The following is a 26,081-nucleotide window of genomic DNA, read 5'->3' as shown; positions in this document are numbered from 1 at the left end:
GATGGCCCTGAAACCGCGACCGTCGCTGCGCGACTGGCAGCCGCCGCCCGCCTACAACGTCGCCGCCACCCTGCTGGCGCTGGCGGCGGCCGTGGGCCTCGCCTACCTCGCCTTCCTCTACTACGCCTACACGCCCTGGACCCGGGACGGGCGCGTGCGCGTCTACACCGTGCAGGTGGCGCCCGAGGTCTCCGGCACGGTGGTGGCGGTCCGGGTCCGCGACAACCAGTTCGTCCGCAAGGGCGACGTGCTGTTCACGATCGATCCCGGCACGTTCAGGAACGCCGTGACCCAGGCCGAGGGCGCCCTCGCCAGTGCCCGGGCGCGGGCCGGGTACCTCGCGGGGATCGCGCAGCGCACCGCCGACCTCGACGACCTCGCCACCACGCCGCAGCAGAAGCAGACGACCAGCGGCCAGGCGCAGGCCGCCCAGGCCGACGTGGTCCAGGCGGAGGGTGCGCTCGCGCAGGCGCGGCTCAACCTGGAGCGCACGACCCTGCGGGCGACCGTGAACGGCTGGGTCACCAACCTGCTGCTGCAGGAGGGCGGGTTCGCCGCCACGGGACAGCCGGCGCTGACGCTGGTCAACGGCGACAGCTTCTGGATCGAGGGCTATTTCGAGGAGACGCAGCTCCCGCGCATCGGCGCGGGCGACGCCGCGCGCGTGTCGCTGATGGCGTGGCCGGACCGTCCGATCCGGGGGCGCGTCACCGGCCTCGGCCGCGGGATCAGCGTCGCCGACGCCGCCCCGGGCGTCCAGGGGCTGCCGACGGTCAACCCGATCTTCACCTGGGTCCGGCTGGCGCAGCGGGTGCCGATCCGGATCGACCTCGACGACGTGCCCTGCCCGATCGTGCTGGCGGCCGGGATGACGGCGAACGTCGCGATCCTGGCCGAGACAGCCGGGTCGCCGGACGCCCTGCCGCCCGGCCGGCGCACGGGCGCGGCCGCCGGCCAGCGCTGCGACGGGGCGCCGGTCGTCGAGTCGCGGCGCTGACGACGCGCGCCGGCCGGGAAAACCGGGCGGCGCGGCGCGTTGATCCGGCAGGCGCGCCGCCGCGCGGCGGCCGCGATCGCGACGAGGACCCGATGGACTACAGGCAGTTCGGACGCTCCGGCCTCACCGTGCCGGTGCTCAGCTTCGGCACCGGCACCTTCGGCGGCACGAACGAATTCTTCCAGCGCTGGGGGCAGACGGACGTCGCCGAGGCGACCCGCATGGTCGATCTCTGCCTCGACTCCGGCGTCAACTTCTTCGACACGGCCGACATCTACTCGGGCGGCGCCTCGGAGGAGATCCTGGGCCAGGCCCTGAAGGGCAAGCGCGACCGGGCGCTGATCTCCACCAAGGCGACCTTCCGGTTCAACGACGAGCTGAACCAGGTCGGCTCCTCGCGCTACCACCTGGTCCGCGCCTGCGAGGCCAGTCTGAAGCGGCTCGGCACCGACCATATCGACGTCTACTTCATGCACGGCTTCGACGCCCTCACCCCCGTGGACGAGACGCTGCGGGCGCTCGACGACCTCACCCGCGCGGGCAAGATCGGCTATATCGGCGCCTCCAACTTCTCGGGCTGGCAGCTGATGAAGGCGCTCGCGACCTCCGAGCGCCACGGGCTCGCCCGCTACGTCGCCTACCAGGGCTACTACGCGCTGATCGGCCGCCACTACGAGTGGGAGCTGATGCCGCTCGGCCTCGACCAGGGCGTCGGCCTGATGGTCTGGAGCCCGCTGGGCTGGGGCCGTCTCACCGGCAAGATCCGCCGCGGACAGGCCAACCAGAGCGGCCGCATCGCCGCCGGCGGCGCCGAGGGCGGGCCGCCGGTCTCCGACGACTACCTGTTCGGCGTGGTCGACGCCCTCGACGCCGTGGCGGCCGAGACCGGCAAGACGGTGGCGCAGGTGGCGCTCAACTGGCTGCTGACCCGGCCGACCGTCTGCAACATCGTGGTCGGCGCCCGCAACGAGGAGCAGTTGAAGCAGAACCTCGGCGCCCTCGGCTGGACCCTGACGGCCGAGCAGGTCGCCCGGCTCGACGCGGCGAGCCAGGAGACCCCGATCTACCCGTACTGGCACCAGCGCGGCTTCGACGAGCGCAACCCCAAGCCGACGCGCTGGTAGGCCGTCGCCCCGGCCGGGACGATCGAGCGATTTTTCAGAAACGATGCGTTTCGATCGTTTCTGTTCCAACCCGGACGCTCCCGGTCCAGGATGCCTGCGGATGGGGGGCCGATCCCCGCGCGGAGGAGCAAGGCGATGAGCTGGCACAGTGCCGATGACCCGATCCCGGGCGACCATTTCAGCTGCGACGCGATCCAGACCCTGATCGTGCCCCGCTCGCGCGATCTCGGCTCCTTCGCGGTGCGCCGGGCGCTGCCCTCCACCGAGTGCCGGATGGTCGGCCCCTTCATCTTCTTCGACCAGATGGGCCCCTCGGAATTCCTCCTCGGGCAGGGCATGGACGTGCGGCCGCACCCGCATATCGGCCTCTCCACCGTCACCTACCTGTTCGACGGCGAGATCATGCACCGCGACAGCCTCGGCACGGAGCTGCCGATCCGGCCGGGCGAGCTGAACTGGATGACCGCCGGCCGCGGCATCACGCACTCGGAACGCACCGCCCCGACGCTGCGTCAGACCGGCTCCCGCCTGTTCGGCATCCAGAGCTGGGTCGCGCTGACGGACCGGGACGAGGAGAACGCCCCCGCCTTCGAGCACTACGACGCCGCCGCGCTACCTGTCCTCACCGGCGAGGGCAAGACCGTCCGGCTGATCGCCGGCGAGGCCTTCGGCGCGCGCTCGCCGGTCCGGACCTCGAGCCCGATGGTCTACGCCGACGTGGCCCTCGAGGCCGGCGCCGTCCTGCCCCTCGATCCGACCTACGACGAGCGGGCGATCTACACGGTCGCGGGCGCCATCGAGATCGCCGGCGACGGCTTCGGCCCCGGCCAGCTGCTGGTGTTCCGCCCCGGCGACCGCATCAGCGTGCGCGCCACGGAATCGGCCCGGTTCATGGTGCTGGGCGGCGAGCCAATGGACGGCCCGCGCCACCTGTGGTGGAATTTCGTCTCGTCCCGGCCCGAGCGGATCGCGCAGGCCAAGGAGGATTGGCGCCAGGGCCGGTTCGACACCGTGCCGAACGACGCCGAGTTCATCCCGCTGCCGGAGGACCCGCAGCCCGTCCGCTACCCGTGAGACGGCCCGCGATCCGGCGGTCCCGCGCGACGTCGCGCGGGTATCGCCGCGGCAGCGCAACCCTAGCGCGAACATTAAGGAGTTGTTAACCATTTTCCGTCGGTGTGAGGCGGACGCCGATGCCTCACCGAAGGCTTGCGCTGCACCCTGTCGGCAGGACGCGTGATGGAACAGACGAAGCACCCCAAGGCCGAGGCGCTGGACCAGATCGATGCCGTCGCGCGCGACGCCCGCGAGCCGACGACCCGGATCCGCACCGGCAACCTCGTCCTGCTCGCCGCGGACGAGCGCGTCTCGGCGCAGGGGCGCAACCAGAACCCGTCGCCGGTCGAGCGGTGGCCCGACCTGCTGGAGCGGGTGCAGGGCGCGGCGCGCTACATCCGGAACGTCGAGGACCGGGCACAGGAGCAGGAGACGCACGTCCAGGACCTGCTGCGGCAGGTGCGCGCCGACATGGACGCGGCCCGCGCCCAGGTGCTGGCGGCCGAGCGGGAGACCCACGAGGTCCACGCGCAGGCGATCAAGCTGATCCAGGCCGCCGAGGACCGGGCCGCGGCCGCCGAGGAGCGGGCCGCGGCAGCGGAGCAGATGCTCCAGCGCATCGCCGAGACGATCGACGCGGAATTCGTGATGCAGCCGGGCGGACAGGTGACCGGCCAGGCGGGCAGCGCTCGGGCTTCCGCGACGCGGGCGGCTTCGTGACCGGCGCGGGCCCTGCGGAACCGCCACGGCGATGAACGCGACGTTCTGGGCCCAGCTCGACGCCCGCATCGCGCGCGAGCGCGGAGAACCGACGGAGCCGGCTCCGGGGATCGCCGACGGCCCCCTCGTGGCCGACGCACCGAGCCCGGCGGCGCGTTCCGAAGCGTCCCCCGAACCCGATCCGGAGACGCCGTCGCGGCCGGTGGCGGACTGGAGCCAGATCCTCGACACCCTGTCGGCCGCGACCGTCGCGAAGCAGGCGCAGGATCAGCGCCTGCACCAGCAATCGACCGCCTGCGAGACGCTGGCCGCGGATCTGGAGGCCGCCCAGCAGGAGATCCGGACCCTGCGGGCGCTCCTGGAGGAAGCGCGGGCGCAGGCGGCGCGGCAGGTCCTCGAACGCGAGGCGGAAGCCGACCGGCGCGTCCGGGAGGCCCAGGCGCGGGCCGAGGCCGCGACCCTGCGGGCGGCGGCGGCCGAGGACTGGCTCAAACGGATCGAGCAGGCGAGCCGGGATCTGCTGCCCGACGGACGGCACGCGGCCGCCTGAGGCCCGGAGCGCCAGCCACGAATCAGCCGCGGCCTGCCGAGGCGGGTCGGCTCAGGCGGCGCGCTCGCCCGGCACGCCGAGGCCGATGGAGCGCGCCAGCGCGGACCGGCGCTCGGCATATTCCTGCGCGACCATCGGATAATCGGCCGGCAGACCGTAGCGCTCGCGGTAGCTCTGCGGGTGCAGGCCGTGGGCCGTGAGATGGCGCTTGAGCGTCTTGTACCGGCGCCCGTCGATGAAGCTCACGATGCCGTCGGGCCGGATCGAGCTGCGGATCTGCGCGGCGGTAGGCCGGTCGCGCAGCGCGTCCGTGTCCCCCGCCGCCTCGATCGACGCCGCCCCGTTGGCGGCCAGCGCGGTGATCGCGTCGTGACACTGCGCGATGAGGGTCGGAAGGTCGGCGGTCGGAACCCGATTGTTCGATACATAGGCAGCGACGAGCCCTGCCGTCAGCACGATATTGGATTGGGGGCTGACGAGGGACGAATCGGACACGTTATGGGCTCCTGACAAGGTCGAGAACCCTCTTAGGTTGGTCGGCGCCGTTGCGCTTGCCTGAAAGCGTGCTACCGTTTTCCCGAGCGCGCGCGGCGAAGCATGAATACAAGAATTTTCTATGAGGACTTTGTTCTCTACGGCGGATTTCAAGCCGAAAGACAGTTTCCGCCTCTGGCGTGAGACGATCTTCGAGCGGATCGTGCCGGTCGAACTTACGCCTGCCGTGGCGCACGCTTTCACCGGCACGCTGGAGGCCGCGGAGGTCGGGCCGCTGCTGATCACGCGCGTGACGCAGAGCGCCGTCACCACCGTCGCGACCCCGGACACGATCCGCCGGCACGGCAAGTACGAGACCCTGAACGTCGCCATCACGCTCAAGGGCCGCGTGTTCAGCGCGCAGGACGACCGCACCGCGATCCAGAATCCCGGCGACATCGTCGTGATGGACCGTCGGCCGGCGACGATGGCCTCCGACGTCGACACGCAGACGCTGTTCGTCGAGCTGCCGCGCGCGGCCCTGGAGCGCGCCCTCGGCTCGACGCGCCGGTTCACGTGCCTCACGATCGGCGCGGATCAAGTCGGCACGTCGATGGTCACGACCTTTTTCCAGGAACTGGTCCGCAACGCGGAGCGCCTGACGCCGGACATGTCGAACCGCATGGCGTCGGTCGGCGTCGATCTCATCGTCGCGAGCATCGCGGAACGCCTCGCGCACGAGACCCCCAAGAACATCCAGGGCGTCCTGATCTTCCAGCGCGCGCTGGCCCACATCGAGGCCCATCTCGGCGACCTGAACCTCGACCCCGCCCGGCTCGCGGCGGCCGTCGGCGTGTCGCTGCGCCACCTCCAGGCCCTGTTCCGCGAGCAGGACCGCAACATCGCCGACTGGATCTGGCGGCGGCGGCTGGAGACCGCCGCGCAGCGTCTCGCCGATCCCGGCTTCGCCCATCTGGCCGTCGGAGAGCTGGCCTACAGCTGCGGCTTCTGCACCCAGAGCCATTTCAGCCGCCGCTTCAAGGACAGCTACGGGATCTCGCCGAGCGAGTACCGGTGGCGCAACCGCGGCGCGGACCAGCTCGCCGGCTGACGTCCGGCTACTGCAGGACGGCGCCCGCGGTGTTCGCGCGGATCCATCCCGGAGCGAGGATGTCGCCGCCCTCGGTGATGATCCAGGGATTGGCATCCTCGGCGTCGATCGCCGCGACCGCGGCGGCGAGGGCGGCCCGCAGCGTCGGGAAACTGTGCGACACGGCCACCCGGGCCGGCGCGTAGCCCGGCCAGAGGGTCAGTTCGGCGGGTCGGTCGAGATCGGTCGGCAGCATTGGTCGTGCGGGGCTGGAGGGGCACGCCGCCTGGGCCGCGGGCGTGCGGGGAAGCGGACGGAGAGCTGGCGCGCTCAGGCGGCCTTCGGCTTCGGCCGGGGCACGCGCACCTCGACCATCTGGCCGGTCATCGGGTTGAGGATCAGCATGTCAGCACGTCTCCGGTGGACCTGCCCGTAGAACGCCCGCCGATCGCGCCCGGATCGGGGCGGTCGGCGCAATTGTGCGGTTTGGGTAAACCGATCGCTCACCGTGAAGGCGCGCCGTTCATCCGCGCCGTCTCCGCCTCAGATTACAACCGGGCGTCGTGTGGTCGGAGGCCGGCACACCTACCGTTTTAGGCGTAGGATCCGACGCGCGTCGTCGCGATGGCCGAGCCGCGGGCATACAAAAGCCCGCCACGGCAGGACCGGGCGGGCGGAGTGGCGGCATAGGGTCGGGAGGTTCGCCGTGGCGGCGACCTGCCATCCCGCCCATGACGGCCGCATGACAGCGGTATGCCAGCGCGATGGAAGCGGCATGCCAGCCCCACGAATATCGCGCGACAGGCGGCCGATCCGGTCAGACCCGCTCCGGCTCCGCCAGCAGGATGGCGGCGCGGATGGCGGCCCGGCGCAGCCCGGCATCGGCCCAGGGCTGATCGATCAGCGTCCGGGCGAAGGGATGCGAGGCCACCGCGGCCGCGGGATCGATGCGGAAGCCGTCCCCGAACGCCACCGAACCGGGCGTGGGATCGGCCAGATAGGCGTCGACGACGGCCGAGACGTCGTCATCGACGATATCCAGGGTCGTGAACAGGTCGAGAGTCATGGGGCGCTTCGCCATGGCGGCGCTATAGCCGCGCCACCGCGACAGGATCACGACTCCCGCGCCGTCTCCGCGCCGCGATCAGAACGCGGCCGGAACGAGCATCGCGGCGGGGACCGGGCCGCGCACGTAGTCCGCGTGCCGCAGGCGCTCGGGCAAGTGGACCGCCGGGTGCTCCACGCTGCCGTAGGGGATCTGGTCGAGCAGGTGGCTGATACAGTTCAGGCGGGCCCGTCGCTTGTCGACCGCCTCGACCACCCACCAGGGCGCCTCGGGGATATGGGTCCGCGCCAGCATGTCCTCCTTGGCCCGGGTGTAGTCCTCCCAGCGGCGCCGCGACTCGACGTCCATGGGCGACAGCTTCCACTGCTTGAGCGGATCGCGGATCCGCATCCGGAAGCGGAATTCCTGCTCGGCATCGGTGATCGAGAACCAGTATTTTACCAGGACGATGCCGGAGCGCACCAGCATGCGCTCGAATTCGGGGACCGACCGGAAGAACTCCTCGACCTCCGCCTCGGTGCAGAAGCCCATGACCCGCTCGACGCCGGCGCGGTTGTACCAGGAGCGGTCGAACAGCACGATCTCGCCGCCGGCGGGCAGATGGGAGACGTAGCGCTGGAAATACCATTGCGTCCGCTCGCGCTCGCTCGGGGCGGGCAAGGCGGCGACGCGGCAGACGCGGGGATTGAGGCGCTGGGTGATCCGCTTGATCACGCCGCCCTTGCCGGCTGAGTCGCGGCCCTCGAACAGCACGACCACGCGCAGTTTCCGGTCCTGCACCCAGTCCTGGAGCCGGACCAGTTCGTGCTGGAGCCGGAGCAGCGCGCGGAAATAGACCTTGCGGTCGAGATGATCGGGCGGCGCGCCGCCGAGCTCGGCCGCGAGCCGGTCGAGGCGATCCTCCTCGAGCCCGAGTTCCAGCTCCTCGTCGTAGCTGTCGGCGAGGTCACGCCGGATCGCCTCCAGGGTGGCATCCGCGTTGGCATTCAAGGTGGCATCCGGGGCAGAGCTGTCGTCGGGCCGCATCGCCGGTTCTCCTGCGCGTCGCGGGGCCGACCTAGAGCAGCGTTCCGTGACACGCCTGAGAAAGCGCCGCGCCCGCGGCGGCCGATCCCATGTCGCGCCCGTGATCGTTCCGTCATACGGTTCCGCCACCGATCGGGGCGACCGGAGATGCGTCATGGCTGGAGAAGCGAAGAGGGCCGGGCCGAAGCGCCGGCGGGACGACCCCGATCCGGCGCGCGCCGAGGGCGAGAAGGTCGGCGCGCGCATCGATGCCGCCTTCGAGAAGCTCGCCGGGAAGCTGCGCGCCCGCGCCGACAGGGCCCGCGCCAAGCTCGACGCGGCGACGAAGGCCGAGAAGCGGGCGGTGCTGCTGCGCCGCTACGAACTCTACGCGGACGCGGCGGCCTATCTCGAGGAGCGGCTCGTCGATCGCGGGGGGCGATCCGCGTGATCTCCATCGACCCGGCCGGGCGCGGCGCCGCCCGACGCAGCTGACGGCGAGGATCCCATGTTCGACGCGACCAAGATGCTCGCCGACGCCCTCGGCGAGCACCTGGCCCTGACCTACCAGCGGACCTTCGGCAGCCGGGAGCCGCGCTACGCCGAGATCATCGAGGCCGCGGCGCGCCTGACGATCGAGCGGATCGTCGGGAGCGACGCCCTCTACCATGACGGCGACCACACGGCCCTCGTCACCCTGGTCGCCCAGGACATCCTCCGCGGCCGCTTCCTGCAGCAGGGCATCACGCCCGAGGACTGGCTGCACATGATCCTGGCCGCCCTCTACCACGACATCGGCTACGTGCGCGGCGTCTGCGCCGGAGACCGGCTGCAGGCCTTCGTCATCGACGCGCAGGGCACGACCGTCAGCCTGCCCCGGGGCGCCTCTGACGCGGCGCTGGCACCCTACCACGTGGAGCGCTCGAAGCTGGCCGTGCAGGAGCGCTTCGGCACGCACGATCTCGTCGACGCGTCCCGGGTCATCCGGGCGATTGAGCTGACCCGCTTCCCGGTCCCCGAGGACGATTCCCATCGCGAGACCGGGACCGAGGCCGGCCTGCTGCGGGCGGCCGACCTGATCGGTCAGCTCGGCGACCCGCTCTACCCGCGCAAATTGAACGCCCTGTTCCACGAATTCGCCGAGATCGGCGTCAACGCGGAACTCGGCTACGACAGCCCGGCCGACCTCGCGGAGCGCTACCCGTCGTTCTTCTGGGGCAAGATCGAGCCCGTGATCGGGGACGCGATCCGGTTCCTCGACCTCACGGTCGAGGGGCGGGGCTGGGTCGCGAACCTCTACGCCCACGTCTTCGCCATCGAGCACGACCGCCGGCGCATGGGCCCGCATCCCGGGCCGGGCCCTCTCTGAGGCGGCGCGGCGGCCTCAGGCGGCCGCGACGAGTCGGGTCACGGCCCGGACCAGCTCCGCCGCCACGAAGGGCTTCTCCAGGATGGGCCGGCTCGCCTCGGCCGGGGCGCCGGTGACCCGCACGTCGCCGGTGGCGAACAGGTACGGCACGCCGAGGACGCCGAGACGCTCGGCGACCGGATAGACGCTGTTCCCGTCGCCCAGATTCACGTCGAGCACCGCGGCGTCGGGCGTCTGCTCGGCGATCAGGTCCAGGGCGAGATCCGCGCGTGGGACCGGGCCGATCACCTCGGCCCCGGCGCTGTGCAACCAGCGCTTGACCTCGCTGGCGATGAGATACTCGTCCTCGACGACGAGGACGCGGCACCCGGACAGGGGCGGAACAGCCTCGGGCACGATCCCCTCCCATCGGCGCGCGACGATCCGAGAATAACCGCGCGACACGACCGGAGGTTCGCGCCGTTCGCATGATCCGCCACGCACCCCGACGGCGCGGGACCGCGCCGGCCCGCGCGGCGGGTCGATCAGCCCCCTGGCCGAGCCGGGGCGTCGGGCGGGGCGTCGGGCGGGAAGAAGCGGTTGGCCGGCCGCGCGAGGCCGAGATGGTCGCGCAGCGTCGTCCCGGCGTAGTCCCGGCGGAACAGCCCGCGCCGCTGCAGCTCCGGCACCAGCCGGTCGACCACGTCGTCGAGACCCTCGGGCACGAACGGGAACATCACGTTGAAGCCGTCGCAGGCGCGGGTCTCCAGCCACTCCTCCATCCGGTCGGCCACCTGCGCGGGCGTGCCGACCATCTGCAGGCCGCCGTAGCCGCCGACCTTGCGGGCGAGTTCCCGCACGGTCGCGCCGGTGCGGCGGGCGTAGTCGACGATCTGGGCCTGCCCGCTCTTGCTGGCGTTGCTCTCGGGGAGCTCCGGGAGCGGCGCGTCGAGGGCGAAGCCGGTCGCGTCGACGCCGAGGCGGACCGAGAGGTTGGCGAGGCCGCTGTCGGGATGGACGAGGTCGTCGAGGCGCGCCTTCTTGGCCTGCGCCTCGTCCTCCGTCTCGCCCAGGACGATGAAGCAGCCGGGCAGGATCTTGAGCTGGTCCGGGTCGCGCCCCGCCGCCGGCATCCGGCCCTTCACGTCGGCGTAGAAGGCCCGGGCCGCCTCCACGGTCGAGGCCGCGCCGAACACCATCTCGGCGGTCTCGGCGGCGATCTGCTTGCCGGCCTCGGAGGCGCCGGCCTGGACGATCACCGGCCAGCCCTGCACCGGCCGGGCGACGTTGAGCGGGCCCTTCACCTTCAGGAAGTCGCCGCGGTGGTCGAGGACGCGCATCTTCGCCGGGTCGAAGAACAGGCCGCTCGCCGGATCCATCGTGAAGGCGTCGTCCGCGAAGGAATCCCACAGGCCGGTCACCACGTCGAAGAACTCGCGCGCCCGGGCGTAGCGGGTGGCGTGCTCCAGATGCGCGTCGCGGCCGAAGTTCAGGGCCTCGTCCGGGTTGCCGGAGGTGACGAGGTTCCAGCCGGCCCGCCCCTTCGAGATGTGGTCGAGCGAGGCGAACTTGCGGGCGACGTGGTAGGGCTCGTTGTAGGTGGTCGACGCGGTGGCGATCAGGCCGATCCGATCGGTGAGCACGGCGAGCGCCGGCAGCAGGGTCAGCGGGTCGAACGACGTCACGGTGGCCGAGCGGCGGAGCGCCGCCACCGGCATGTTCATCACCGCGAGGTGGTCGGCCATGAAGAACGCGTCGAACTTCGCGGCCTCCAGCCGCCGGGCGAAGTGCGCCAGGTGCTCGAAGTTGAAGTTCGCGTCCGGATAGCTGCCTGGATAGCGCCACCACGCGGTGTGGATGCCGACCGGGCGCATGAAGGCGCCGAGATGCAGCTGGCGGTCCCGGCTCATCGCTGCCGTCTCCGGTCTCTCACGGATGCTTGTGGATCGGGTCGACCCAGTACACCGTCTCGGGCGCCTCGGCGGCCTCGACGTCGGGCAGGTTGACCACCACCGCCTCGTTGTCGGAGCGCACCAGCACGCAGTGCAGCGGCTCGTCGGTCGAGGCGTTGATCTCCTGGTGCGGCACGAAGGGCGGCACGAAGATGAAGTCGCCCGGCCCGGCCTCGGCGACGTATTCGAGCCTGTCGCCCCAGCGCATCCGGGCGCGGCCCGAGACCACGTAGATCACGCTCTCCAGTTCGCCGTGGTGGTGCACGCCGGTCTTGGCGTCGGGCTGGATCGCCACCGTGCCGGCCCAGATCTTCTGGGCGCCGACCCGGGCGGCGTTGATCGCGGCCTGCCGGTACATGCCGGGCGTCTGCGCGGTGTTGGCGTCGAGCCGGTCGCCGGGGATCACCCGAACGCCGTCGTGCTTCCAGCGCTCGGACGCGCCGTGGTCGTGGGCGTGATCGTGGGCGTGATCGTGGGCGTGATCGTGGGCGTGGCCATGATCGTGGCTGTGGCCGTGGTCGTCGCCGTGGTCGTGCATGTCGGGTCCTCCCGCGCCATCATTGCACGGCGGCGGCGGTTTGCGAGACGCTCGTGTCGAGGATCGCCTCGGCCCGCGGCGCGCGGGCCTTCGGGATCAGCCCGGCGCGGACGTAGAGATCGATGTTGCGCTGCTCGTCGGCGATCACGGACGCGTCGATCGGGACGGCCCGGTAGGCGGCGCGGCCGAACCAGCGCAGCGGCACCGCCTCCGGCAGGCCGATGAGCTTCGACCAGACGGACGCATAGGGCGCCGGATCCTTCAGGGCCCATTCCCGGGCGCGGGCGAGGCGCGCGCCGAAATCGGCGAGCAGCGCCCGCTTGGTCCGGATCGCGTCGTCGCTCGCCACCGCGAAGGTCAGGCCCGGGGTGATGCCGTTGCCGTCGCGGATCACCCGGACGAGGCCGGCGAGCTCCGCCGTGGAGGTGTAGGGCTCCCAGGTCGCCCAGGCGTCGACCGCCCCGGAAGCCAGCGCGATCTTGGCGTCGGCCGGCGGCAGGAAGCTGAAGGTCACGCTGTCGGCGGGCAGGCCCGCCTCCTCCAGCGCCGCCAGGACCACCTGATGGCCGATCGAGCCGCGGTTCGTGGCGACGCGCTTGCCCTTCAGGTCGGCCACGGTGCGGAGGGGCGATTCCTTGAGCGCCAGGATCGCCAGCCCGTCCTGCCGGTTGCGGAAGGCCAGGAACGCCTTCACCGGCACCCCGGCGGCCGCCGCGAAGGTGAAGGGCGCGTCGCCGACGCCGCCCGCGTCGATCGCGCCGGCGTTCAGCGCCTCGAGCAGGGGCGCGGCCGCCGGGAACTCGCTCCAGTCGAGCCGGTAGGGCAGCCCGTCGAGCACGCCGGCCGCCTCCATCAGCGCGCGGGCGTTGCCGCGCTGGTCGCCGACCCGCAGCACCTCCTGCGCGTGCGCCGGCCGGACCGCCAGGAGCGCCAGCAGGGCGAGGATGACGGCGCGCATCAGGCGGCCTCGGCGGCGCCGCGGCGCCCGAGGGCGGCCCGGACGGCGGGCAGCAGCGCCCGGCCGTACTGGAGCGCGTCCTCCAGCGGGTCGAAGCCGCGGATCAGGAAGGTCCGCACGCCCAGGTCGTGATAGTCGAGCAGGGCGTCGGCGACCTGCTCGGGGGTGCCGACCAGGGCGGTCGAGTTGCCCGCCGCCCCGGTCTCGGCCGCGATGGCGGTGAACAGGCGCTTGTCGTGGCGCGGCCCCGCGGCCGCGGCCGCGAGGAGCCGCCGGGAGCCCTCGTTCTGCGGCGTCGCCGCCGGGCCGAGGCCCTTGGCGGCCCGGACGGCCCGGGTCCGGGCCAGGATGTCCTCGGCGCGCTCCCAGGCCCGCGCCTCGGTCTCGGCGAGGATCGGCCGGACCGACAGGCTGAAGCGCGGCGCCCGCCCGTGGGCCGCGGCCGCCGCCCGCACCCGGCCGATCAGCTCGGCGACCTGCGCGTGGGTCTCGCCCCAGAGGGCGTAGGTGTCGGCGTGGCGGCCGGCCACCGCCAGCGCCGCCGGCGAGGCGCCGCCGAAATAGACCGGGATCGCGTTGACCGGCTTCACCTCGGAGAAGCCGCGCTCCACCCGGTAGTGATCGCCCGCGTAGTCGAACGGCTCCGCGGCGGTCCAGCTCTGCCGGACGATGTCGAGGAACTCCCGGGTGCGGGCGTAGCGCGCGTCCTTGGTGAGGTGGTCGCCGTCCTGGGCGAGTTCCCGTTCGTCGCCGCCGCTGATCACGTGGATCGCGACCCGGCCGCCGGTGAGCTGGTCGAGGGTCGCGAACTGCCGCGCCGCCACGGTGGGCGCCGTGAATCCGGTGCGGTGAGCGATCATCAGCCCCAGCCGCTCGGTCACGGCGGCGACCTGCCCGGCGAGCAGGAGCGCGTCCGGCGTGGTCGCGTGGAAGGCCACCAGCACCCGGTCGAACCCGCCCCATTCGTGCGCCTGCGCCAGGAGCTTCAGGTAGTCGCGGTCGATGGACGGCCCCGCCGCCGGGTGGATCTCGGAGGTGTGGCGGGGGGCGACGAAGCCGATGAACTCGACGGCATCGGGGGGAAGCAGGCTCATGGTGCGATCTCCGGGTCGAGGGCGGGTTCAGGCGCCGAGGGCGGCCCTGCCGGCGGCGGCGCGGACGGCGTCCCCTTGCGGCCAGTGGATGCGCGCGCACAGGACGTCGCGCAGGTGCCGCTCCAGCGGGTTCGCCCGGGACAGGCCGGCGTTGCCGGACAGCTCCGCGGCGCGCTGGACCGCCGCGACGGCGTTCTCCGTGGCGGTGAGCTTCACGAAGCCGGACTCGCGCGGCGGCGGGGGATGTCCCGCATCGACCTCGGCGGCGAGCCCGGCGACGAGGCGCGCGTTGACGGCGAGCAGCCGCTCGTTCTCGCCGACCGCCTCGTGGAAGCGCGGCAGGCTCGCCAGCGGCGCCCCGAGGCTGCCGGGCCGGCGCGCCCGCAGGAAGCCGGTGAACCAGTCCTGCGCCGCCCGGGCCACGCCGTCGTAGAGGGCGGCGAGCAGGGTGCAGCTCCAGGCCTGCTGCCAGGGATCGGGCCCCGACCAGCCGCCCGGCGGCCGCAGGTCGACGGCGTGGTCCCCGGGGATCGGCACGTCCGTGAAGTGGACGTCGTGGCTGCCGGAGGCGCGCAGGCCGAGATGGTCCCAGGTCTCCGCGATGCGGATGCCCGGCGCGTCGAACGGCACCAGGACGGTGCCGGTGCGCGGCTCCGCCTCGTCGGTGCGGACGAAGACGAGGCCGTAGGCGAGCCCCGGCGCCCCGGTCGCGTAGATCTTGTGCCCGGAGATCCGCCAGCCCGCGCCGTCGCGGCGGGCGACCGTGGCCGGCAGGCCGCCCCGCGAGGGCGTCCCGAGCTCGGGCTCGACCCGCAGGGCGTTGATCAGCGCCCCGCGCGCGACCGCCGCGGCGCCGACCGCGTCGGCGAGCGCGCGCGGCCACGGGGTGTCGGGCCGGTGGATCAGCCCGTGCTGGAGGTACTGCATCGCCACGACCAGGGCGGTCGCCGGGTCGGCGGCGCCGAGCGCGCGCACCAGTGCGGCGGCCCGCGCGAGACCCGCGCCGCCGCCGCCGAGACGCCGCGGCACGGTGACGGCCAGGAGCCCGGCCTCCCGGAGCGCCGCGAGGGAGTCGTGCGGGAAGGTCCCCGCGCGGTCGTGGTCGGCCGCGCGGGCGGCGAGCCGTCCGGCGAGGCTGCTGACGATGTCGGGGGGCGGGACGGCGACGGTCATGGGGTGTTCGGCGACGTGATCGGCGGGCGGCCGCGCGGCGCCATCCCGGGAGCTGCGATGGTCCGCCGGGACCCGGGTCGCGTCAACGGAATGCCGTTCCGAATATTCATGGATCGGAAGGAGGATGTTGCCGCGTCGTCGGACGGTGAAGAAGAACGTGTTTCCGCCCCCGGGGGCAGGAATCGATCGTTCTCCCGGTCGTCGTTCGGGATCCCGTCATCGAGAGACAGACGAGCGACGCTTCTCGCCGATGAGCCGGGGCGCCTTAGCGCTGTGCGACGGCGCCGATCCGTGAATGATCTTACCCGATCGCGCGAAAATAGAGGAAACGCTTTCGTTGACTCGGTCCTGAAGCGATCGAATACTCGGCACCTTGATCCCTCGACGGATCATTCCCGAAGACGAGGACGCCAGATCCGCCCGGTCGCGCCACCGGTGCGGTGACGCGCGCCGTTCCCGCCGCGCGGTCGCGCGGCCCGGAGACCCGAGATGACCGACGCGCCCTCCCGACCGGGCAGCCCCTCCTCCGATCCCTCGCCCTCCCGGCGGCGCCTGCTGCAGGTCGGCGCCGCGGCGGCCGCTCTGCCGCTCGGCCTCGGCATGGGCACCGGCCGCGCCTGGGCACCCGGACCGGGGGCGCCGTTCGACCCCGGCCCGCTCTGCCGACCCGCCGCCGCGGAGGCGCCCGCGGGCCCGCTCCGGACGGTCAAGCTGGCCTGGAACGCCACGGCCATCTGCACGGCGGCCGCGCCGCTCGCCAAGGAGCAGGGGATCTTCGCCCGGCACGGCCTCGACGTGGAGTTCGTCAATTTCGGCGGCTCGACCGAGGCCCTGCTGGAGGCGATCGCCACGGGCAAGGCCGATGCCGGGATCGGCATGGCCCTGCGCTGGCTCAAGCCCCTGGAACAGGGCTTCGACGTGAAGATCACCGCGGGGCTGCACGGCGGCTGCCTGCGGCTGCTCAGTGCCAAATCCTCCGGCATCGCCGACATCGCCGGGCTGAAGGGCAAGACGATCGCGATCAGCGACCAGGCGAGCCCGGCCAAGAACTTCTTCGGCCTGCTGCTCGCCAAGGCGGGGATCGACCCGGAGAGCGGGGTCGAGTGGCGGCAGTACCCGGCCGACCTGCTCAACCTCGCGGTAGAGAAGGGCGAGGCGCAGGCGCTGGCCGATTCCGACCCGCGGACCTGGATCTGGCTGAAGGACCCGCGCTTCACCGAGGTCGCCACCAACCTGTCGGGCGAGTTCGCCACCCGCACCTGCTGCGTCGTGGCCGCCCGCGGCAGCCTGATCCGGAACGACCGCGCGGTGGCGCGCGCGCTGACCCGGGCGATCCTGGAGGGCGGCCACGCCGTCCACCGGGATCCCGAGGCCGCGGCCCGGGCCTTCTCCGGCTACGGCGGCAAGGGCTCGATCGCGGATCTCGCCGCGATGCTGCGCAGCCAGCAGCACGGCGACAGCCCGGTCGGCGGCGATCTCAAGCAGCAGCTCGCGCTCTACGGGGACGAGTTGAAGCAGGTGAACGTCCTGCGGCGGTCCACCGACACGGCGAAGTTCGCCGAGCGGATCTACGCCGACGTGCTGAGCTGAGGCGCGCCATGTCCGGAAGCATCACCGCCGGCGTCGCCCCGCGGGCCGCCGCCCCGTCCCGAAGGCTGCCGCGGCCGCCCTGGCGGATCGTCCTCGCGGGCGGCGCCTGGCTCGCCCTGGCCGGCGTGACCCTCGGCCTGCCCGAGGCGGACGACCTGCCCGAGACCGCGGCCCTCGGGTCCGGCGCGGCGGCGCTCGGCCTCGCCCTCCTGGCCCTCGCGCCCGTGGCGACCCGCCTCGGCCCTCTCGGGTCGCGGCTGCGGCACGGGAGCCCCTGGCTCACGGCGCTGGCGGTGGCGCTGCTGGTCTGGGAGGCGGTCACGGCGAAGCTCGCCCTGCTGCCGATGCCGTTCTTCCCCTCGCCCCAGGCGATCCTGGAGGTCTTCCTCGACGACTGGCCGAAGCTCGGCGGCAGCATCCTCAACTCCCTGATCCTCCTCTCCGGCGGCTATGCCATCGGGGCGGCGACCGGCTTCGTCCTGGGCGTCGCCATCGGCACCTTCCGGGCGGTGGGCTACTGGGCCCATCCCGTTCTGCGCTTCGTCGGGCCGCTGCCGGCCACGGCGTGGCTGCCCCTCGCCTTCTTCGTCTTCCCGTCCTCGTGGTCGGCCAGCACCTTCCTGGTGGCGCTGGCGACCGGCTTCCCGGTCACGGTGCTGACTTGGTCGGGGGTGGCGGGCGTCAACAAGGCCTATTTCGACGTGGCGCGGACGCTCGGCGCCTCGCGCGGCTTCCTGATCCTGCGCGTGGCGATCCCGGCGGCGCTGCCGCACGTCTTCGTCGGGCTGTTCATGGGGCTCGGCGGCTCCTTCGCGGTGCTGGTCGTCGCCGAGATGCTCGGCGTGAAGTCCGGCCTCGGCTGGTACCTCCAGTGGGCGCAGGGCTGGGCCGCCTACGCCAACATGTACGCGGCGCTGATCGTGATGGCGCTGATGTGCTCCTCCCTGATCACGCTGCTGTTCCGCCTGCGCGACCGCCTGCTCGCGTGGCAGAAGGGGCTGGTGCAATGGTAGCCGCCGCGACCCTCGAACGCCCCGCCGCCCAGAGCGCCGGGGCCCGCCTGGCGGTCGAGGCCGTCAGCCACGCCTTCGCGATCCGCGGGGCGCCCCTGCCGGTCCTCGACCGGGTGAGCCTCGACGTGGAGCCCGGCGCCTTCGTGGCGCTGCTCGGCCCCTCGGGCTGCGGCAAGTCCACCCTGCTGCGGCTCGTCGCCGGCCTGGAGCCGCCCGACCAGGGCGCGATCCGGGTCGACGACGACCTCGTCGAGGGGCCGGACCCGTCCCGGCTCCTCGTCTTCCAGGACCCGACGCTCTATCCGTGGCGGACCGTGCGCGGCAACGTCGCCCTGGGGCTGGAGGCCCGCGGCGTCGGGCGGTCGCGGGCGGCCCTCGTCGACCAGGCGCTGGGGCTCGTCGGCCTCACGGGCTTCGCCGACGTCTACCCGCACCAGCTCTCCGGCGGCATGGCGCAGCGGGCGGCCCTCGCCCGGGCGCTCGTCAACGCGCCGCGGCTGCTGCTCCTCGACGAGCCGCTGGGCAAGCTCGACGCCCTGACGCGGCTCGCCATGCAGGCCGAGATCCTGCGGCTCTGGCAGGAGAAGCGCTTCACCGCGCTCCTCGTCACCCACGACGTCGAGGAGGCGCTGGTGCTGGCCGAGCGCGTGATCGTGCTCTCCGACCGCCCGGCCGCGATCCGGGCCGAGCTGCCCGTCGCGGCGCCCTATCCGCGCCACCGCGACGATGCCGAGATCGTGCGGCTGCGCCGGGAGATCCTGGGGATCCTCGGCCAGCCGACCTGACGGGTCGCCGCCTCAGCCCCGGGCGATCGACGGGGCCGCCCCGACGGTCGCCGCCCGCGGCTGGTGCCGTCCGATCCAGAAGACCAGGGCGCAGCCGACGCCGGTGAGCGCGCAGAGCGGCAGCAGGGCGACGGGGAAGCTGCCGGTCTGCTCGCGCAGCACGCCGATCAGCGAGGTGATCGCCCCGGTGCCGAGATGCGCCAGGGTGTTGATCGCCGCGATGCCGGCGGCCGTCTGGGCCGGCGGCAGCGTCTCCGTGGCGAGGGCGAAGAACGGGCCCTTGATCGCGTAGTTGCCGAGCAGGACCAGCGAGAGCAGGACCAGCGTCATCCAGAGCGAGCCCGTCAGGAGCGTCAGGGCGAAGCTCACCGAGGTCAGCGCCAGCGGCAGGGCCGTGCTCCAGATCCGCTCGCCGCTGCGGTCCGCCCGCAGGCCCCAGACGATCATGAAGACCGAGGCGATGCCGAACGGGATCATGTTCAGCAGGCCGGTCTGCAGGTTGCTGAGGCCGAACCCCTTGAGGATCTGCGGCATCCACAGCGACAGCGTGTTGCTGGTGGCCGAGCTGCCCGCGTAGATCACGGCGAGCAGCCAGACCTGCCGGCTCGCGAGCACCGCCCAGACCGCCGCGAGGCCGTGGGCGTGGTGCCCGGCGCTCGCCTCGGCGGCGCGCCGCTCGGTCTCCAGCCGGTCCGTCAGCCAGCCGCGCTCCGCCGGGCTCAGGAAGGTCGCCTCGGCCGGCCGGCTCGGCAGCAGCGCGAGGGCGGCGACGCCGAGCAGGACGGCCGGGACCGCCTCCATGATCAGCAGCCACTGCCAGCCGCGCAGGGACGCGGCGCCGTCGAGGGTGAGCAGCGCCGCCGAGAGCGGCGAGCCGAAGAAGCTGGAGAGCGGGATCGCGACCATGAACATCGCCACGATCCGCGCCCGGTAGGCGGAGGGGAACCAGTAGGTCAGGTACAGGATCACGCCGGGGAAGAACCCGGCCTCGGCCGCGCCGAGCAGGAAGCGGGCGGTGGCGAAGCTCAGCGGACCGGTGACGAAGGCCGAGCCGATGCCGACGAGCCCCCAGGTGATCATGATCCGCGCGATCCAGATCCGCGCGCCGACGCGCTCCATGGCGAGGTTGCTCGGCACCTCGAACAGGACGTAGGCGACGAAGAACAGGCCGCCGCCCAGGCCGAAGGCCGCGGCGGAGAGGCCGAGATCGTGGTTCATGGTCAGCGCCGCGAAGCCGACATTCACCCGGTCGACGTAGGCGATGAAGTAGCAGAGCACGAGGAAGGGGATCAGGCGCAGGCCGACCTTCCGCATCGTTCGGCTCTCGAAGGCGGCCGCGTCCGCCGCGTGTGGCGTGGTCGGTGTTGCCATGGTCCTGTCCTCGCTGGAATTCGGGCGGGGCCGCCTCGGCCTAGCGGTCGAAGCGGAAGAGTTCGGCGGGCGTCTCGGCCAGGACGATCCGGCGCTCGGCCGGGTCCGGCACCCAGGCGTCGAGATCGCGCCGGGCCTCGGCGGGGCTGGCCTGGGTCTCGAACTGCGTGTGCGGCCAGTCGCTGCCCCAGAGCAGGCGCCACGCCCCGAAGGCGCCGCGCAGGCGCTCGGCGGCCTGCACCGCCGTCTGCCGGCCGGCCTCGCCGCTGCCGATGCGGTAGGCGCCCGAGAGCTTGACCCAGACGCGGCCGCCGCGGCCGAAGCCGAGCAGGTCGGCGAAGCCCGGATCGGCGATGCCGAGGGCGGGGTCGATCCGGCCGAAATGATCGACCACCACGGGGACGCCCGCCGCGACCAGCGGCGGCAGCAGCCGCGCGAGGCGCCGCGCCTCGGCCTGGACCTCGATCTGCCAGCCGAGATCCGCGACGCGCGCGAGGTGGGCGCGCCAGACCGGGCCGGCGAAATCCGGGTCCGGCCGGCCGATCAGGTTGAGGCGCAGGCCGACGACGCCCTGCCCGGCGAGGTCGCGCAGGGTCGCGGTCTCGGCCTCCGGGGCCAGCACGGCGATGCCGCGCAGCCGCTCCGGCGCGGAGCGCAGGGCCGAGACCATGTAGCCGTTGTCGGTGCCCAGGAAGCTCGGCTGGATCAGCACGCCGCGGGCCATGCCGTTCCGGTCCAGCATGGCGCGGTAATCGGCGATGCTCGCGTCGTAGTCGGGGGCGTAGCGCCGGTCGCCCGTGAGGGTGAGGGCCCGGGTGAAGACGTGGGCGTGGGTGTCCACCGCAGCGACGCCGTCGTCGGCGGTCCCGGCCGCGCGGCCGCGGGCGGGGAGTGCGAGCGTGACGCCGCCCGCGAGCAGGGTGCGGCAGAAGAGGCGCCGGTTCATCGGATCATCTCACGGTCTGGGGGATCAGCGCGCCGCCGGGCTGCCGATCCGGCAGGAGCGCGACGGCGAGGAGGACGAGCCCGTAGGCGCCGAGGGCCGACAGGCCGATCGCCGGGCCGAGGCCGCAGATCTCGCTGAGCAGGCCGACGCCGAGGGGCAGCAGGCCGGAGGCGAGGCGGCCGGCGTTGTAGCAGAAGCCCATCCCGGTCCCGCGCAGCCCGTCCGGGAAGAGCTCGCTGAACAGCGCCGCGAGACTCGCGGGGATGCCGGCCGTGCAGAAGCCGAGGGGCGCCCCGAGGAGGAGCAGGCCCGTGCCGCCGACCGGCAGCAGCAGGTAGAGGACGACCAGGGCCATGCAGCCGGCGGCGTAGAGCGCCACGGTCCGGCGGCGGCCGAGCCGGTCCACGAGGCCGCCGGCGACGAGGCATCCCAGACCGAAGGCCGCGATGATGATGGCGAGGTAGAGCCCGGTCCCGAGGACCGAGGCGCCGCGCTCGACGCTCAGGTAGGTGGGCAGCCACGTGAACAGGGCGTGGAAGCCCCCGTGGGCGCCGAGGCCGAGCAGCGTCGCGAGCACCGTGATCCGGCGCAGGCCGGGCGCGAAGATCGCGAGCCCTCCGGCCCGTGACGGCGCCGGCCCTGCCACGGACCGGACCGGCTCGGGGACGGAGCGGCGGAGGTAGAGCAGGAGGAGTGCCGGCGCGAGGCCGCAGGCGAACAGGGCTCGCCAGGCCGTCTCCTGATCCAGCACCGAGAACGCCGCCGTGGACAGGAGCACGGCCGCGCCCCAGCCGAGCGCCCAGCCGCCCTGGACGGCGCCCAGCGCCCGGCCGCGGTGCTCGGGCCGGATCGCGTCCGCCATGAGCACGGCGCCGGCCGCCCACTCGGCGCCGAAGCCGATCCCCTGCAGCGCCTTCAGGGTCAGCAGCTGGGCGAAGCTCTGCGCGAAGGCCGCCAGGAAGGTCGCGACCGCGAACCACAGCACCGTGATCTGGAGGGTCCGGACGCGGCCGATCCGATCCGCCGCGAGGCCGCCGAGCCAGCCGCCGATCGCCGCCGCCACGAGCGTGACCGCGCCGATCAGGCCGGCCTCCGAGCGGCTCAGGCCGAAGCTCGCGACCAGCGCGGGAATGGCGAGGCTGAACATCTGCACGTCCAGGGCGTCGAGCGACCACCCGCCCAGACAGGCCCAGAAGGTGCGACGCTCGGCCGGACCGACCTCTCGGTACCAGCGGAACACAGGCTTTCCTCCGTCCTCCGAAGAGGACTAGTCATTTATATGAATAGATGAGCACGCGAGAGTCGGCACGTCAAGGCGCCTGCCTTTCAGCGTATGTCGACGTGATACCGGAAGTCCCGGGCGGCGCCGCGCGTCACCCGCCACTCGATCGGGCGGGCATCGAAGCCGAACGCGAGGCGCTCGATGACGACGACCGGATCCCCGTCGGCGATCGCGAGGCGCCCCGCGTCGGTCGCGTCGGCGATGCCGACGGTCAGGGTCTCCTCGGCGCGGGCGACGATCTCGCCGCAGAGACGCTCGTAGGCGGGGTAGAGGAGGTCGCCGATCTCCGTCAGCGGGGCTTCGAGGAGCGGCGCGAACCGCGCGGCCGGCAGCCAGATCGTCTCGGACAGGATCGGGCGGCCCTGGAGGTGGCGTGTCCGGATCAGCCGGATCGCGTCGCCGCGCGCGTCCAGGCCGAGGGCCTCGCGGACGGTCGCTGGAGCCGGACAGGCCTCGCGCGACAGGATCCGGCCCTCCGGCACGGCCTGCGTGCCGTCCGGGCCGAGATGCCGGAAGAACCGGAACAGGGACCGGTCGAAGCGCGGCCGCCGAACGAAGGTGCCGCGGCCCTGCTGCCGCTCGACGAGGCCGTCGGCGACGAGGACGTCGATCGCCTTGCGCACGGTGCCGATGGCGACGCGGTGGGTCGCCGCCAGTTCCGCCTCCGTGGGGATCGGTTCGCCCGACCGCCAGACGTTGCGGGCGATCTGGAAGGCGATCTCGTCCCGCAGGCGCTGGTAGAGCGGCAAGCGGAGATCGGGCTGAGGTGCGGTCACGACGGTCATGTGTATGACTGTATGACTATCGCCGGCAGGCGCCAATGGGCGACGGAGCGGTGCCGGCGCGCGCTGATCCCGTGGTCCACAGCGTCGCAGTACAGGATCCATTCGCCGGGCCGCGGGTTTCCGCCGGGATTTCCCGGGATCATGGTCCAGCGAGGCGCGGATGGTCGAATATCGTACGTCTCGAGAGACCCGTCAGGGTCGGCGCGGCAGGCCGGTTCTGATCGTGCTCCTCGTGAGTGTGGGGTTGATGGTCGCCGCCCTGGCCGGCCTGATGATCTGGCAGGGTGAGACCGCGCCGCCCGACTACGCCAGCCAGAGTCAGGCCGCCGCCCGCAAGGTCGTCACCGGCTCCGAGAGCGGATCAATCAGCGCCCCGCCGGCCGGGACGCGATCCACGCCCTGACCGACGTCGACCGGCGCCGGCCGTTTCGATCGGTCCGCGCGGGGACAGGACCTCCCCCCGCGAGACGACCATCATGACGGTCGGCCCACAGCTCCAAGACGAAGGGCAATGCCCGGGCGCGGGCCGTTGTCGACGTCGAGTCGATGCCGGCTCTCCGCGACGGCGGCGACAGGGCAGATCGCGACAACGTCATCGCGGTCTCTGCGGGAGCCTCCACCGCAAGCCCGGCAAGACTTCGACGCCCCGCGCTTGATCCAGCCGGAGACCGCCTCATTTCGTCACGAGTCTCGAGCGCGACGGGAATCGCCTGAGGGTTCGGACCGCCTGCACCGCCCACCGCCTTCGACGTCCGGGCCCCGCACGCCCGGCCGTCGCGCAACACCAAGGGGGACCACCCGATGAGCGAGACGATCGACAAGACGGACACGACGTCGTTTCACATGGCAGGCCAGTGTCCGTTCGGCGGCGACCGGATCGGCGGCGCCCACGGCAACCGGCCGACACTGGAGAACTGGTATCCCCACCGCCTGCGGGTGGAAGTGCTCCACCAGAACGGGCTGGCGGCCGATCCCCTGGGCCCGGATTTCGACTACGCGGCCGAGTTTGCCAAGATCGACTTCGACGCGCTCAAGCACGACATCAAGCAGTTCCTGACCTCGTCGGTGGAGTGGTGGCCGTCCGACTACGGCAATTACGGCCCGCAGATGATCCGCATGGCCTGGCACTCGGCCGGCACCTACCGGATCGCCGACGGGCGCGGCGGCGCCGGCACCGGCATGCAGCGCTTCGCCCCGATCTCGAGCTGGTGGGACAACGGCAACACCGACAAATCGCGGCGCCTCCTGCAGCCGATCAAGCACAAGTACGGCAACGCCCTGTCGTGGGCCGACCTCATGGTGCTCACCGGCAACTGCGCCCTCGAGATCATGGGCCTGCCGACCTACGGCTTCGCCGCCGGCCGCCTCGACGCCTGGGAGGCGGACGACGCGACCTACTGGGGACCGGAGGTCGTCGAGATGGGCTCGGTCTCGAGCTTCGACGACATGGTCAACCGCGACAAGCGCTGGCGGGGCAAGAACGGCGACGCAGACTACGACCTCGAGAACCCGCTGGCCGCCTCGCACCAGGCGCTGATCTACGTGAACCCGGAGGGCCCCTACGCCAGCGGCGATCCGCTGGCCTCCGCGCGCGACATCCGGATCACCTTCACCCGCATGGCGATGAACGACGAGGAGACCGTGGCGCTGATCGCGGGCGGCCACGCCTTCGGCAAGAGCCACGGCATGGTGCCGGCCAAGGAGATCGGGCCGCCGCCCGAGATGGCGCCGATGGAGGCGATGGGGCTGGGCTGGCACAACCCGAAGGGTGCGGGCTCCGGCAAGGACACGATGACCAACGGCATCGAGGGCAGCTGGACGCCCGATCCGACGCAGTGGGACAACGCCTACCTGGAGAACCTCTTCAAGTTCGAGTGGGAGCAGACCAAGAGCCCGGCGGGCGCCCTGCAGTGGACGCCGAAGGATCCCGCCGCGCCGAGGACGCCGGACGCCCACGTCGCCGGCCAGATGCACCCGCTGATGATGATGACGTCCGACATCGCCCTGAAGGTCGATCCCGACTACCGCAAGGTCTGCGAGAAGTTCCTCAACGACTTCGACGCCTTCACCCAGGCCTTCTCCAAGGCGTGGTACAAGCTTACCCACCGCGACATGGGTCCGAAGCACCGCTACCTCGGCCCGGAGGTCGTGATCGAGGACGGGCTCCTGTGGCAGGACCCGCTGCCCGAGCGGGACTACGACCTCGTCGGCGAGGCGGAGATCGCCGCGCTGAAACAGGCGATCTCCGGCACGGGCCTGTCGGTCTCGGATCTCGCCTTCACGGCCTTCTCGGCGGCCTCGACCTACCGCGACAGCGATAAGCGCGGCGGGGCCAACGGTGGCCGCCTCGCCCTCGCGCCGCAGAAGGACTGGGCCGTCAACCGGCGGGCCGCGCCCGTGGTCGAGGCCCTGCGCGGCGTGATGGCGACCTTCAACGGCGGCCGCAGCGACGGCAAGAAGATCTCGCTGGCGGACCTGATCGTGCTGGGCGGCTGCGTCGCCGTGGAGAAGGCGGCCCGCGATGCCGGGGTCGAGACGCCGGTCCCGTTCACGCCGGGCCGGGTGGACACGACCCAGGCGCTCACGGACCTCGAGATGTTCGAGTGGCTGAAGCCGGTGGTGGACGGGTTCCGCAACTACGTCGACGACGGCTTCGGGCAGATGACGCGCAGCGTCTCGCCGGAGGAGATGTTCCTCGACAAGGCGAACCTGCTGACGCTGACGGCCCCGGAATGGACCGTCCTGACCGGCGGCCTGCGCGCGCTCAACGCCAACCACGACGGGTCGAGCCGGGGCGTCCTGACCGACCGGGTCGGGGCGCTGACGACCGACTTCTTCCGCAACCTGACCGACGTCGATCTGGTCTGGGAGAAGGCGGATGCGGAGGGGATGACCTTCACGCTCAAGGACCGCGCGAGCGGGCAGACGAAGTTCGAGGCGACCCGCAGCGACCTCGTCTTCGGGTCGAACGCGCAGCTCCGGTCCATCGCCGACGCCTACGCGGGCAGCGACGGCCAGCGGCGCTTCGTGGCGGACTTCGTCAAGGCCTGGGACAAGGTCATGATGCTCGACCGCTTCGACGTGAAGGGTCACCGGCGTTACGGGCCGATGGCGGCCTGATGGCCGCCAACGAGATCGCCCGCGCCTCCGGCGCGGGCGATCTC

At 72.5% G+C, this 26,081-nt stretch carries 27 protein-coding genes; 13 read left to right on the top strand and 14 right to left on the bottom strand.

Annotation, left to right across the window (positions count from 1 at the left end; translation table 11 throughout):
- Position 1: 1 nt before the first annotated feature.
- From C4T42_RS01110 to C4T42_RS01090, 5 genes are all read left to right on the top strand, one after another.
- Positions 2 to 997, top strand: a complete 996-nt coding sequence (locus C4T42_RS01110; protein WP_020091026.1) for an HlyD family secretion protein — start codon at positions 2 to 4, stop codon at positions 995 to 997.
- Between the two features lie 92 nt (positions 998 to 1,089).
- Positions 1,090 to 2,121, top strand: a complete 1,032-nt coding sequence (locus tag C4T42_RS01105; protein ID WP_020091027.1) for an aldo/keto reductase — start codon at positions 1,090 to 1,092, stop codon at positions 2,119 to 2,121.
- 135 nt (positions 2,122 to 2,256) lie between these two features.
- Entirely contained in the window at positions 2,257 to 3,195 is a 939-nt protein-coding gene (locus C4T42_RS01100) for a pirin family protein (RefSeq protein ID WP_020091028.1), read from the top strand.
- Between the two features lie 165 nt (positions 3,196 to 3,360).
- The gene (locus C4T42_RS01095) at positions 3,361 to 3,897 is read left to right on the top strand and encodes a hypothetical protein (protein WP_020091029.1); all 537 of its coding nucleotides are present in this window, start codon (positions 3,361 to 3,363) and stop codon (positions 3,895 to 3,897) included.
- 31 nt (positions 3,898 to 3,928) lie between these two features.
- Entirely contained in the window at positions 3,929 to 4,447 is a 519-nt protein-coding gene (locus tag C4T42_RS01090; RefSeq protein WP_020091030.1) for a hypothetical protein, read from the top strand.
- Between the two features lie 51 nt (positions 4,448 to 4,498).
- Here C4T42_RS01090 and C4T42_RS01085 read toward each other — a convergent pair whose 3' ends face one another.
- Positions 4,499 to 4,942 carry a MucR family transcriptional regulator gene (locus C4T42_RS01085; RefSeq protein WP_020091031.1) on the bottom strand — a complete coding sequence of 148 codons (444 nt, stop codon included), beginning with the start codon at positions 4,940 to 4,942 and terminating at the stop codon, positions 4,499 to 4,501.
- A gap of 121 nt (positions 4,943 to 5,063) precedes the next feature.
- Between C4T42_RS01085 and C4T42_RS01080 the strand changes: the two genes are divergently transcribed.
- Entirely contained in the window at positions 5,064 to 6,032 is a 969-nt protein-coding gene (locus C4T42_RS01080; RefSeq protein WP_026604602.1) for a helix-turn-helix domain-containing protein, read from the top strand.
- A gap of 7 nt (positions 6,033 to 6,039) precedes the next feature.
- On the opposite strand, the gene C4T42_RS01075 is transcribed toward C4T42_RS01080, so the two are convergent.
- The 3 genes from C4T42_RS01075 to ppk2 all read right to left on the bottom strand — a co-directional run bounded on the left by C4T42_RS01075 (position 6,040) and on the right by ppk2 (position 8,103).
- Entirely contained in the window at positions 6,040 to 6,267 is a 228-nt protein-coding gene (locus C4T42_RS01075) for a hypothetical protein (RefSeq protein WP_020091033.1), read from the bottom strand.
- A 561-nt stretch (positions 6,268 to 6,828) separates the two neighbouring features.
- Positions 6,829 to 7,077, bottom strand: coding sequence for a hypothetical protein (locus tag C4T42_RS01070; protein WP_128083267.1), 249 nt, complete (start codon positions 7,075 to 7,077; stop codon positions 6,829 to 6,831).
- A gap of 78 nt (positions 7,078 to 7,155) precedes the next feature.
- Positions 7,156 to 8,103: a polyphosphate kinase 2 gene (gene ppk2, locus C4T42_RS01065; RefSeq protein ID WP_020091036.1), complete on the bottom strand. Its 948-nt coding sequence runs from the start codon at positions 8,101 to 8,103 to the stop codon at positions 7,156 to 7,158.
- A 154-nt stretch (positions 8,104 to 8,257) separates the two neighbouring features.
- Here ppk2 and C4T42_RS01060 point away from each other — a divergent pair, with 154 nt between their 5' ends.
- On the top strand, positions 8,258 to 8,533 hold the full coding sequence (locus C4T42_RS01060; RefSeq protein WP_020091037.1) for a hypothetical protein: 276 nt from the start codon (positions 8,258 to 8,260) through the stop codon (positions 8,531 to 8,533).
- Between the two features lie 57 nt (positions 8,534 to 8,590).
- Entirely contained in the window at positions 8,591 to 9,451 is an 861-nt protein-coding gene (locus C4T42_RS01055) for a hypothetical protein (RefSeq protein ID WP_020091038.1), read from the top strand.
- Positions 9,452 to 9,466: 15 nt separating this feature from the next.
- Here the strand turns inward: C4T42_RS01055 and C4T42_RS01050 are convergent, their stop codons facing one another.
- The 6 genes from C4T42_RS01050 to C4T42_RS01025 all read right to left on the bottom strand — a co-directional run bounded on the left by C4T42_RS01050 (position 9,467) and on the right by C4T42_RS01025 (position 15,145).
- A complete protein-coding gene (locus C4T42_RS01050) occupies positions 9,467 to 9,847 on the bottom strand; it encodes a response regulator (protein ID WP_020091039.1) in 381 nt (126 codons plus the stop codon).
- 128 nt (positions 9,848 to 9,975) lie between these two features.
- Positions 9,976 to 11,340, bottom strand: coding sequence for an LLM class flavin-dependent oxidoreductase (locus tag C4T42_RS01045; protein WP_103984608.1), 1,365 nt, complete (start codon positions 11,338 to 11,340; stop codon positions 9,976 to 9,978).
- Between the two features lie 19 nt (positions 11,341 to 11,359).
- The gene (locus tag C4T42_RS01040) at positions 11,360 to 11,920 is read right to left on the bottom strand and encodes a cupin domain-containing protein (protein ID WP_103984607.1); all 561 of its coding nucleotides are present in this window, start codon (positions 11,918 to 11,920) and stop codon (positions 11,360 to 11,362) included.
- Positions 11,921 to 11,939: 19 nt separating this feature from the next.
- Positions 11,940 to 12,878 (bottom strand): ABC transporter substrate-binding protein, encoded by a 939-nt coding sequence (locus C4T42_RS01035; protein ID WP_020091042.1) that lies wholly within the window; start codon positions 12,876 to 12,878, stop codon positions 11,940 to 11,942.
- A complete protein-coding gene (locus C4T42_RS01030) occupies positions 12,878 to 13,972 on the bottom strand; it encodes an LLM class flavin-dependent oxidoreductase (RefSeq protein ID WP_103984606.1) in 1,095 nt (364 codons plus the stop codon). Before C4T42_RS01030 ends, C4T42_RS01035 begins: the two co-directional genes overlap by 1 nt.
- Before the next feature lie 27 nt (positions 13,973 to 13,999).
- Positions 14,000 to 15,145 (bottom strand): acyl-CoA dehydrogenase, encoded by a 1,146-nt coding sequence (locus tag C4T42_RS01025; RefSeq protein WP_103984605.1) that lies wholly within the window; start codon positions 15,143 to 15,145, stop codon positions 14,000 to 14,002.
- 489 nt (positions 15,146 to 15,634) lie between these two features.
- Between C4T42_RS01025 and C4T42_RS01020 the strand changes: the two genes are divergently transcribed.
- Genes C4T42_RS01020 through C4T42_RS01010 form a run of 3 tightly spaced genes read left to right on the top strand, consistent with a single transcriptional unit; the run spans position 15,635 to position 18,533 of the window.
- Positions 15,635 to 16,735 (top strand): ABC transporter substrate-binding protein, encoded by a 1,101-nt coding sequence (locus tag C4T42_RS01020; RefSeq protein WP_020091045.1) that lies wholly within the window; start codon positions 15,635 to 15,637, stop codon positions 16,733 to 16,735.
- A gap of 8 nt (positions 16,736 to 16,743) precedes the next feature.
- A complete protein-coding gene (locus C4T42_RS01015; protein ID WP_020091046.1) occupies positions 16,744 to 17,748 on the top strand; it encodes an ABC transporter permease subunit in 1,005 nt (334 codons plus the stop codon).
- Positions 17,742 to 18,533, top strand: a complete 792-nt coding sequence (locus C4T42_RS01010) for an ABC transporter ATP-binding protein (RefSeq protein ID WP_020091047.1) — start codon at positions 17,742 to 17,744, stop codon at positions 18,531 to 18,533. The genes C4T42_RS01015 and C4T42_RS01010 overlap by 7 nt, the downstream gene beginning before the upstream one ends.
- A 12-nt stretch (positions 18,534 to 18,545) precedes the next feature.
- Here the strand turns inward: C4T42_RS01010 and C4T42_RS01005 are convergent, their stop codons facing one another.
- The 4 genes from C4T42_RS01005 to C4T42_RS00990 all read right to left on the bottom strand — a co-directional run bounded on the left by C4T42_RS01005 (position 18,546) and on the right by C4T42_RS00990 (position 22,917).
- Positions 18,546 to 19,904: an MFS transporter gene (locus tag C4T42_RS01005; RefSeq protein WP_103984604.1), complete on the bottom strand. Its 1,359-nt coding sequence runs from the start codon at positions 19,902 to 19,904 to the stop codon at positions 18,546 to 18,548.
- Positions 19,905 to 19,944: 40 nt separating this feature from the next.
- Positions 19,945 to 20,850, bottom strand: coding sequence for an amidohydrolase family protein (locus C4T42_RS01000; protein WP_103984603.1), 906 nt, complete (start codon positions 20,848 to 20,850; stop codon positions 19,945 to 19,947).
- 4 nt (positions 20,851 to 20,854) lie between these two features.
- A complete protein-coding gene (locus tag C4T42_RS00995) occupies positions 20,855 to 22,090 on the bottom strand; it encodes an MFS transporter (RefSeq protein WP_103984602.1) in 1,236 nt (411 codons plus the stop codon).
- 86 nt (positions 22,091 to 22,176) lie between these two features.
- Positions 22,177 to 22,917, bottom strand: a complete 741-nt coding sequence (locus C4T42_RS00990) for a GntR family transcriptional regulator (protein WP_103984601.1) — start codon at positions 22,915 to 22,917, stop codon at positions 22,177 to 22,179.
- A gap of 223 nt (positions 22,918 to 23,140) precedes the next feature.
- On the opposite strand from C4T42_RS00990, the gene C4T42_RS00985 reads away from it, so the two are divergent.
- Together C4T42_RS00985 and katG are read left to right on the top strand one after the other, a co-directional pair.
- Complete coding sequence (locus C4T42_RS00985) at positions 23,141 to 23,320, top strand: hypothetical protein (RefSeq protein ID WP_234081819.1); 180 nt, start codon at positions 23,141 to 23,143, stop codon at positions 23,318 to 23,320.
- Positions 23,321 to 23,718: 398 nt separating this feature from the next.
- Entirely contained in the window at positions 23,719 to 26,037 is a 2,319-nt protein-coding gene (katG, locus tag C4T42_RS00980; protein ID WP_020091053.1) for a catalase/peroxidase HPI, read from the top strand.
- Positions 26,038 to 26,081 lie beyond the last annotated feature (44 nt).

The sequence above is a fragment of the Methylobacterium sp. 190mf genome (genome assembly GCF_900107945.1).
Lineage (GTDB): Bacteria > Pseudomonadota > Alphaproteobacteria > Rhizobiales > Beijerinckiaceae > Methylobacterium.
This window is presented reverse-complemented; position numbering and strand designations above follow the sequence as displayed.

Coding starts and splice junctions, on each gene's coding strand:
- C4T42_RS01110 (WP_020091026.1), top strand. CDS start 2: ATGGCCCTGAAACCGCGACCGTCGCTGCGCGACTGGCAGCCGCCGCCC.
- C4T42_RS01015 (WP_020091046.1), top strand. CDS start 16,744: ATGTCCGGAAGCATCACCGCCGGCGTCGCCCCGCGGGCCGCCGCCCCG.
- C4T42_RS01035 (WP_020091042.1), bottom strand. CDS start 12,878: ATGCGCGCCGTCATCCTCGCCCTGCTGGCGCTCCTGGCGGTCCGGCCG.
- C4T42_RS01030 (WP_103984606.1), bottom strand. CDS start 13,972: ATGAGCCTGCTTCCCCCCGATGCCGTCGAGTTCATCGGCTTCGTCGCC.
- C4T42_RS01010 (WP_020091047.1), top strand. CDS start 17,742: ATGGTAGCCGCCGCGACCCTCGAACGCCCCGCCGCCCAGAGCGCCGGG.
- C4T42_RS01025 (WP_103984605.1), bottom strand. CDS start 15,145: ATGACCGTCGCCGTCCCGCCCCCCGACATCGTCAGCAGCCTCGCCGGA.
- C4T42_RS01070 (WP_128083267.1), bottom strand. CDS start 7,077: ATGACTCTCGACCTGTTCACGACCCTGGATATCGTCGATGACGACGTC.
- C4T42_RS01095 (WP_020091029.1), top strand. CDS start 3,361: ATGGAACAGACGAAGCACCCCAAGGCCGAGGCGCTGGACCAGATCGAT.
- C4T42_RS01100 (WP_020091028.1), top strand. CDS start 2,257: ATGAGCTGGCACAGTGCCGATGACCCGATCCCGGGCGACCATTTCAGC.
- C4T42_RS01075 (WP_020091033.1), bottom strand. CDS start 6,267: ATGCTGCCGACCGATCTCGACCGACCCGCCGAACTGACCCTCTGGCCG.
- C4T42_RS01005 (WP_103984604.1), bottom strand. CDS start 19,904: ATGGCAACACCGACCACGCCACACGCGGCGGACGCGGCCGCCTTCGAG.
- C4T42_RS01040 (WP_103984607.1), bottom strand. CDS start 11,920: ATGCACGACCACGGCGACGACCACGGCCACAGCCACGATCATGGCCAC.
- katG (WP_020091053.1), top strand. CDS start 23,719: ATGAGCGAGACGATCGACAAGACGGACACGACGTCGTTTCACATGGCA.
- C4T42_RS01000 (WP_103984603.1), bottom strand. CDS start 20,850: ATGAACCGGCGCCTCTTCTGCCGCACCCTGCTCGCGGGCGGCGTCACG.
- C4T42_RS01105 (WP_020091027.1), top strand. CDS start 1,090: ATGGACTACAGGCAGTTCGGACGCTCCGGCCTCACCGTGCCGGTGCTC.
- C4T42_RS01055 (WP_020091038.1), top strand. CDS start 8,591: ATGTTCGACGCGACCAAGATGCTCGCCGACGCCCTCGGCGAGCACCTG.
- C4T42_RS01045 (WP_103984608.1), bottom strand. CDS start 11,340: ATGAGCCGGGACCGCCAGCTGCATCTCGGCGCCTTCATGCGCCCGGTC.
- C4T42_RS01020 (WP_020091045.1), top strand. CDS start 15,635: ATGACCGACGCGCCCTCCCGACCGGGCAGCCCCTCCTCCGATCCCTCG.
- C4T42_RS01080 (WP_026604602.1), top strand. CDS start 5,064: ATGAGGACTTTGTTCTCTACGGCGGATTTCAAGCCGAAAGACAGTTTC.
- ppk2 (WP_020091036.1), bottom strand. CDS start 8,103: ATGCGGCCCGACGACAGCTCTGCCCCGGATGCCACCTTGAATGCCAAC.
- C4T42_RS01090 (WP_020091030.1), top strand. CDS start 3,929: ATGAACGCGACGTTCTGGGCCCAGCTCGACGCCCGCATCGCGCGCGAG.
- C4T42_RS00990 (WP_103984601.1), bottom strand. CDS start 22,917: ATGACCGTCGTGACCGCACCTCAGCCCGATCTCCGCTTGCCGCTCTAC.
- C4T42_RS01060 (WP_020091037.1), top strand. CDS start 8,258: ATGGCTGGAGAAGCGAAGAGGGCCGGGCCGAAGCGCCGGCGGGACGAC.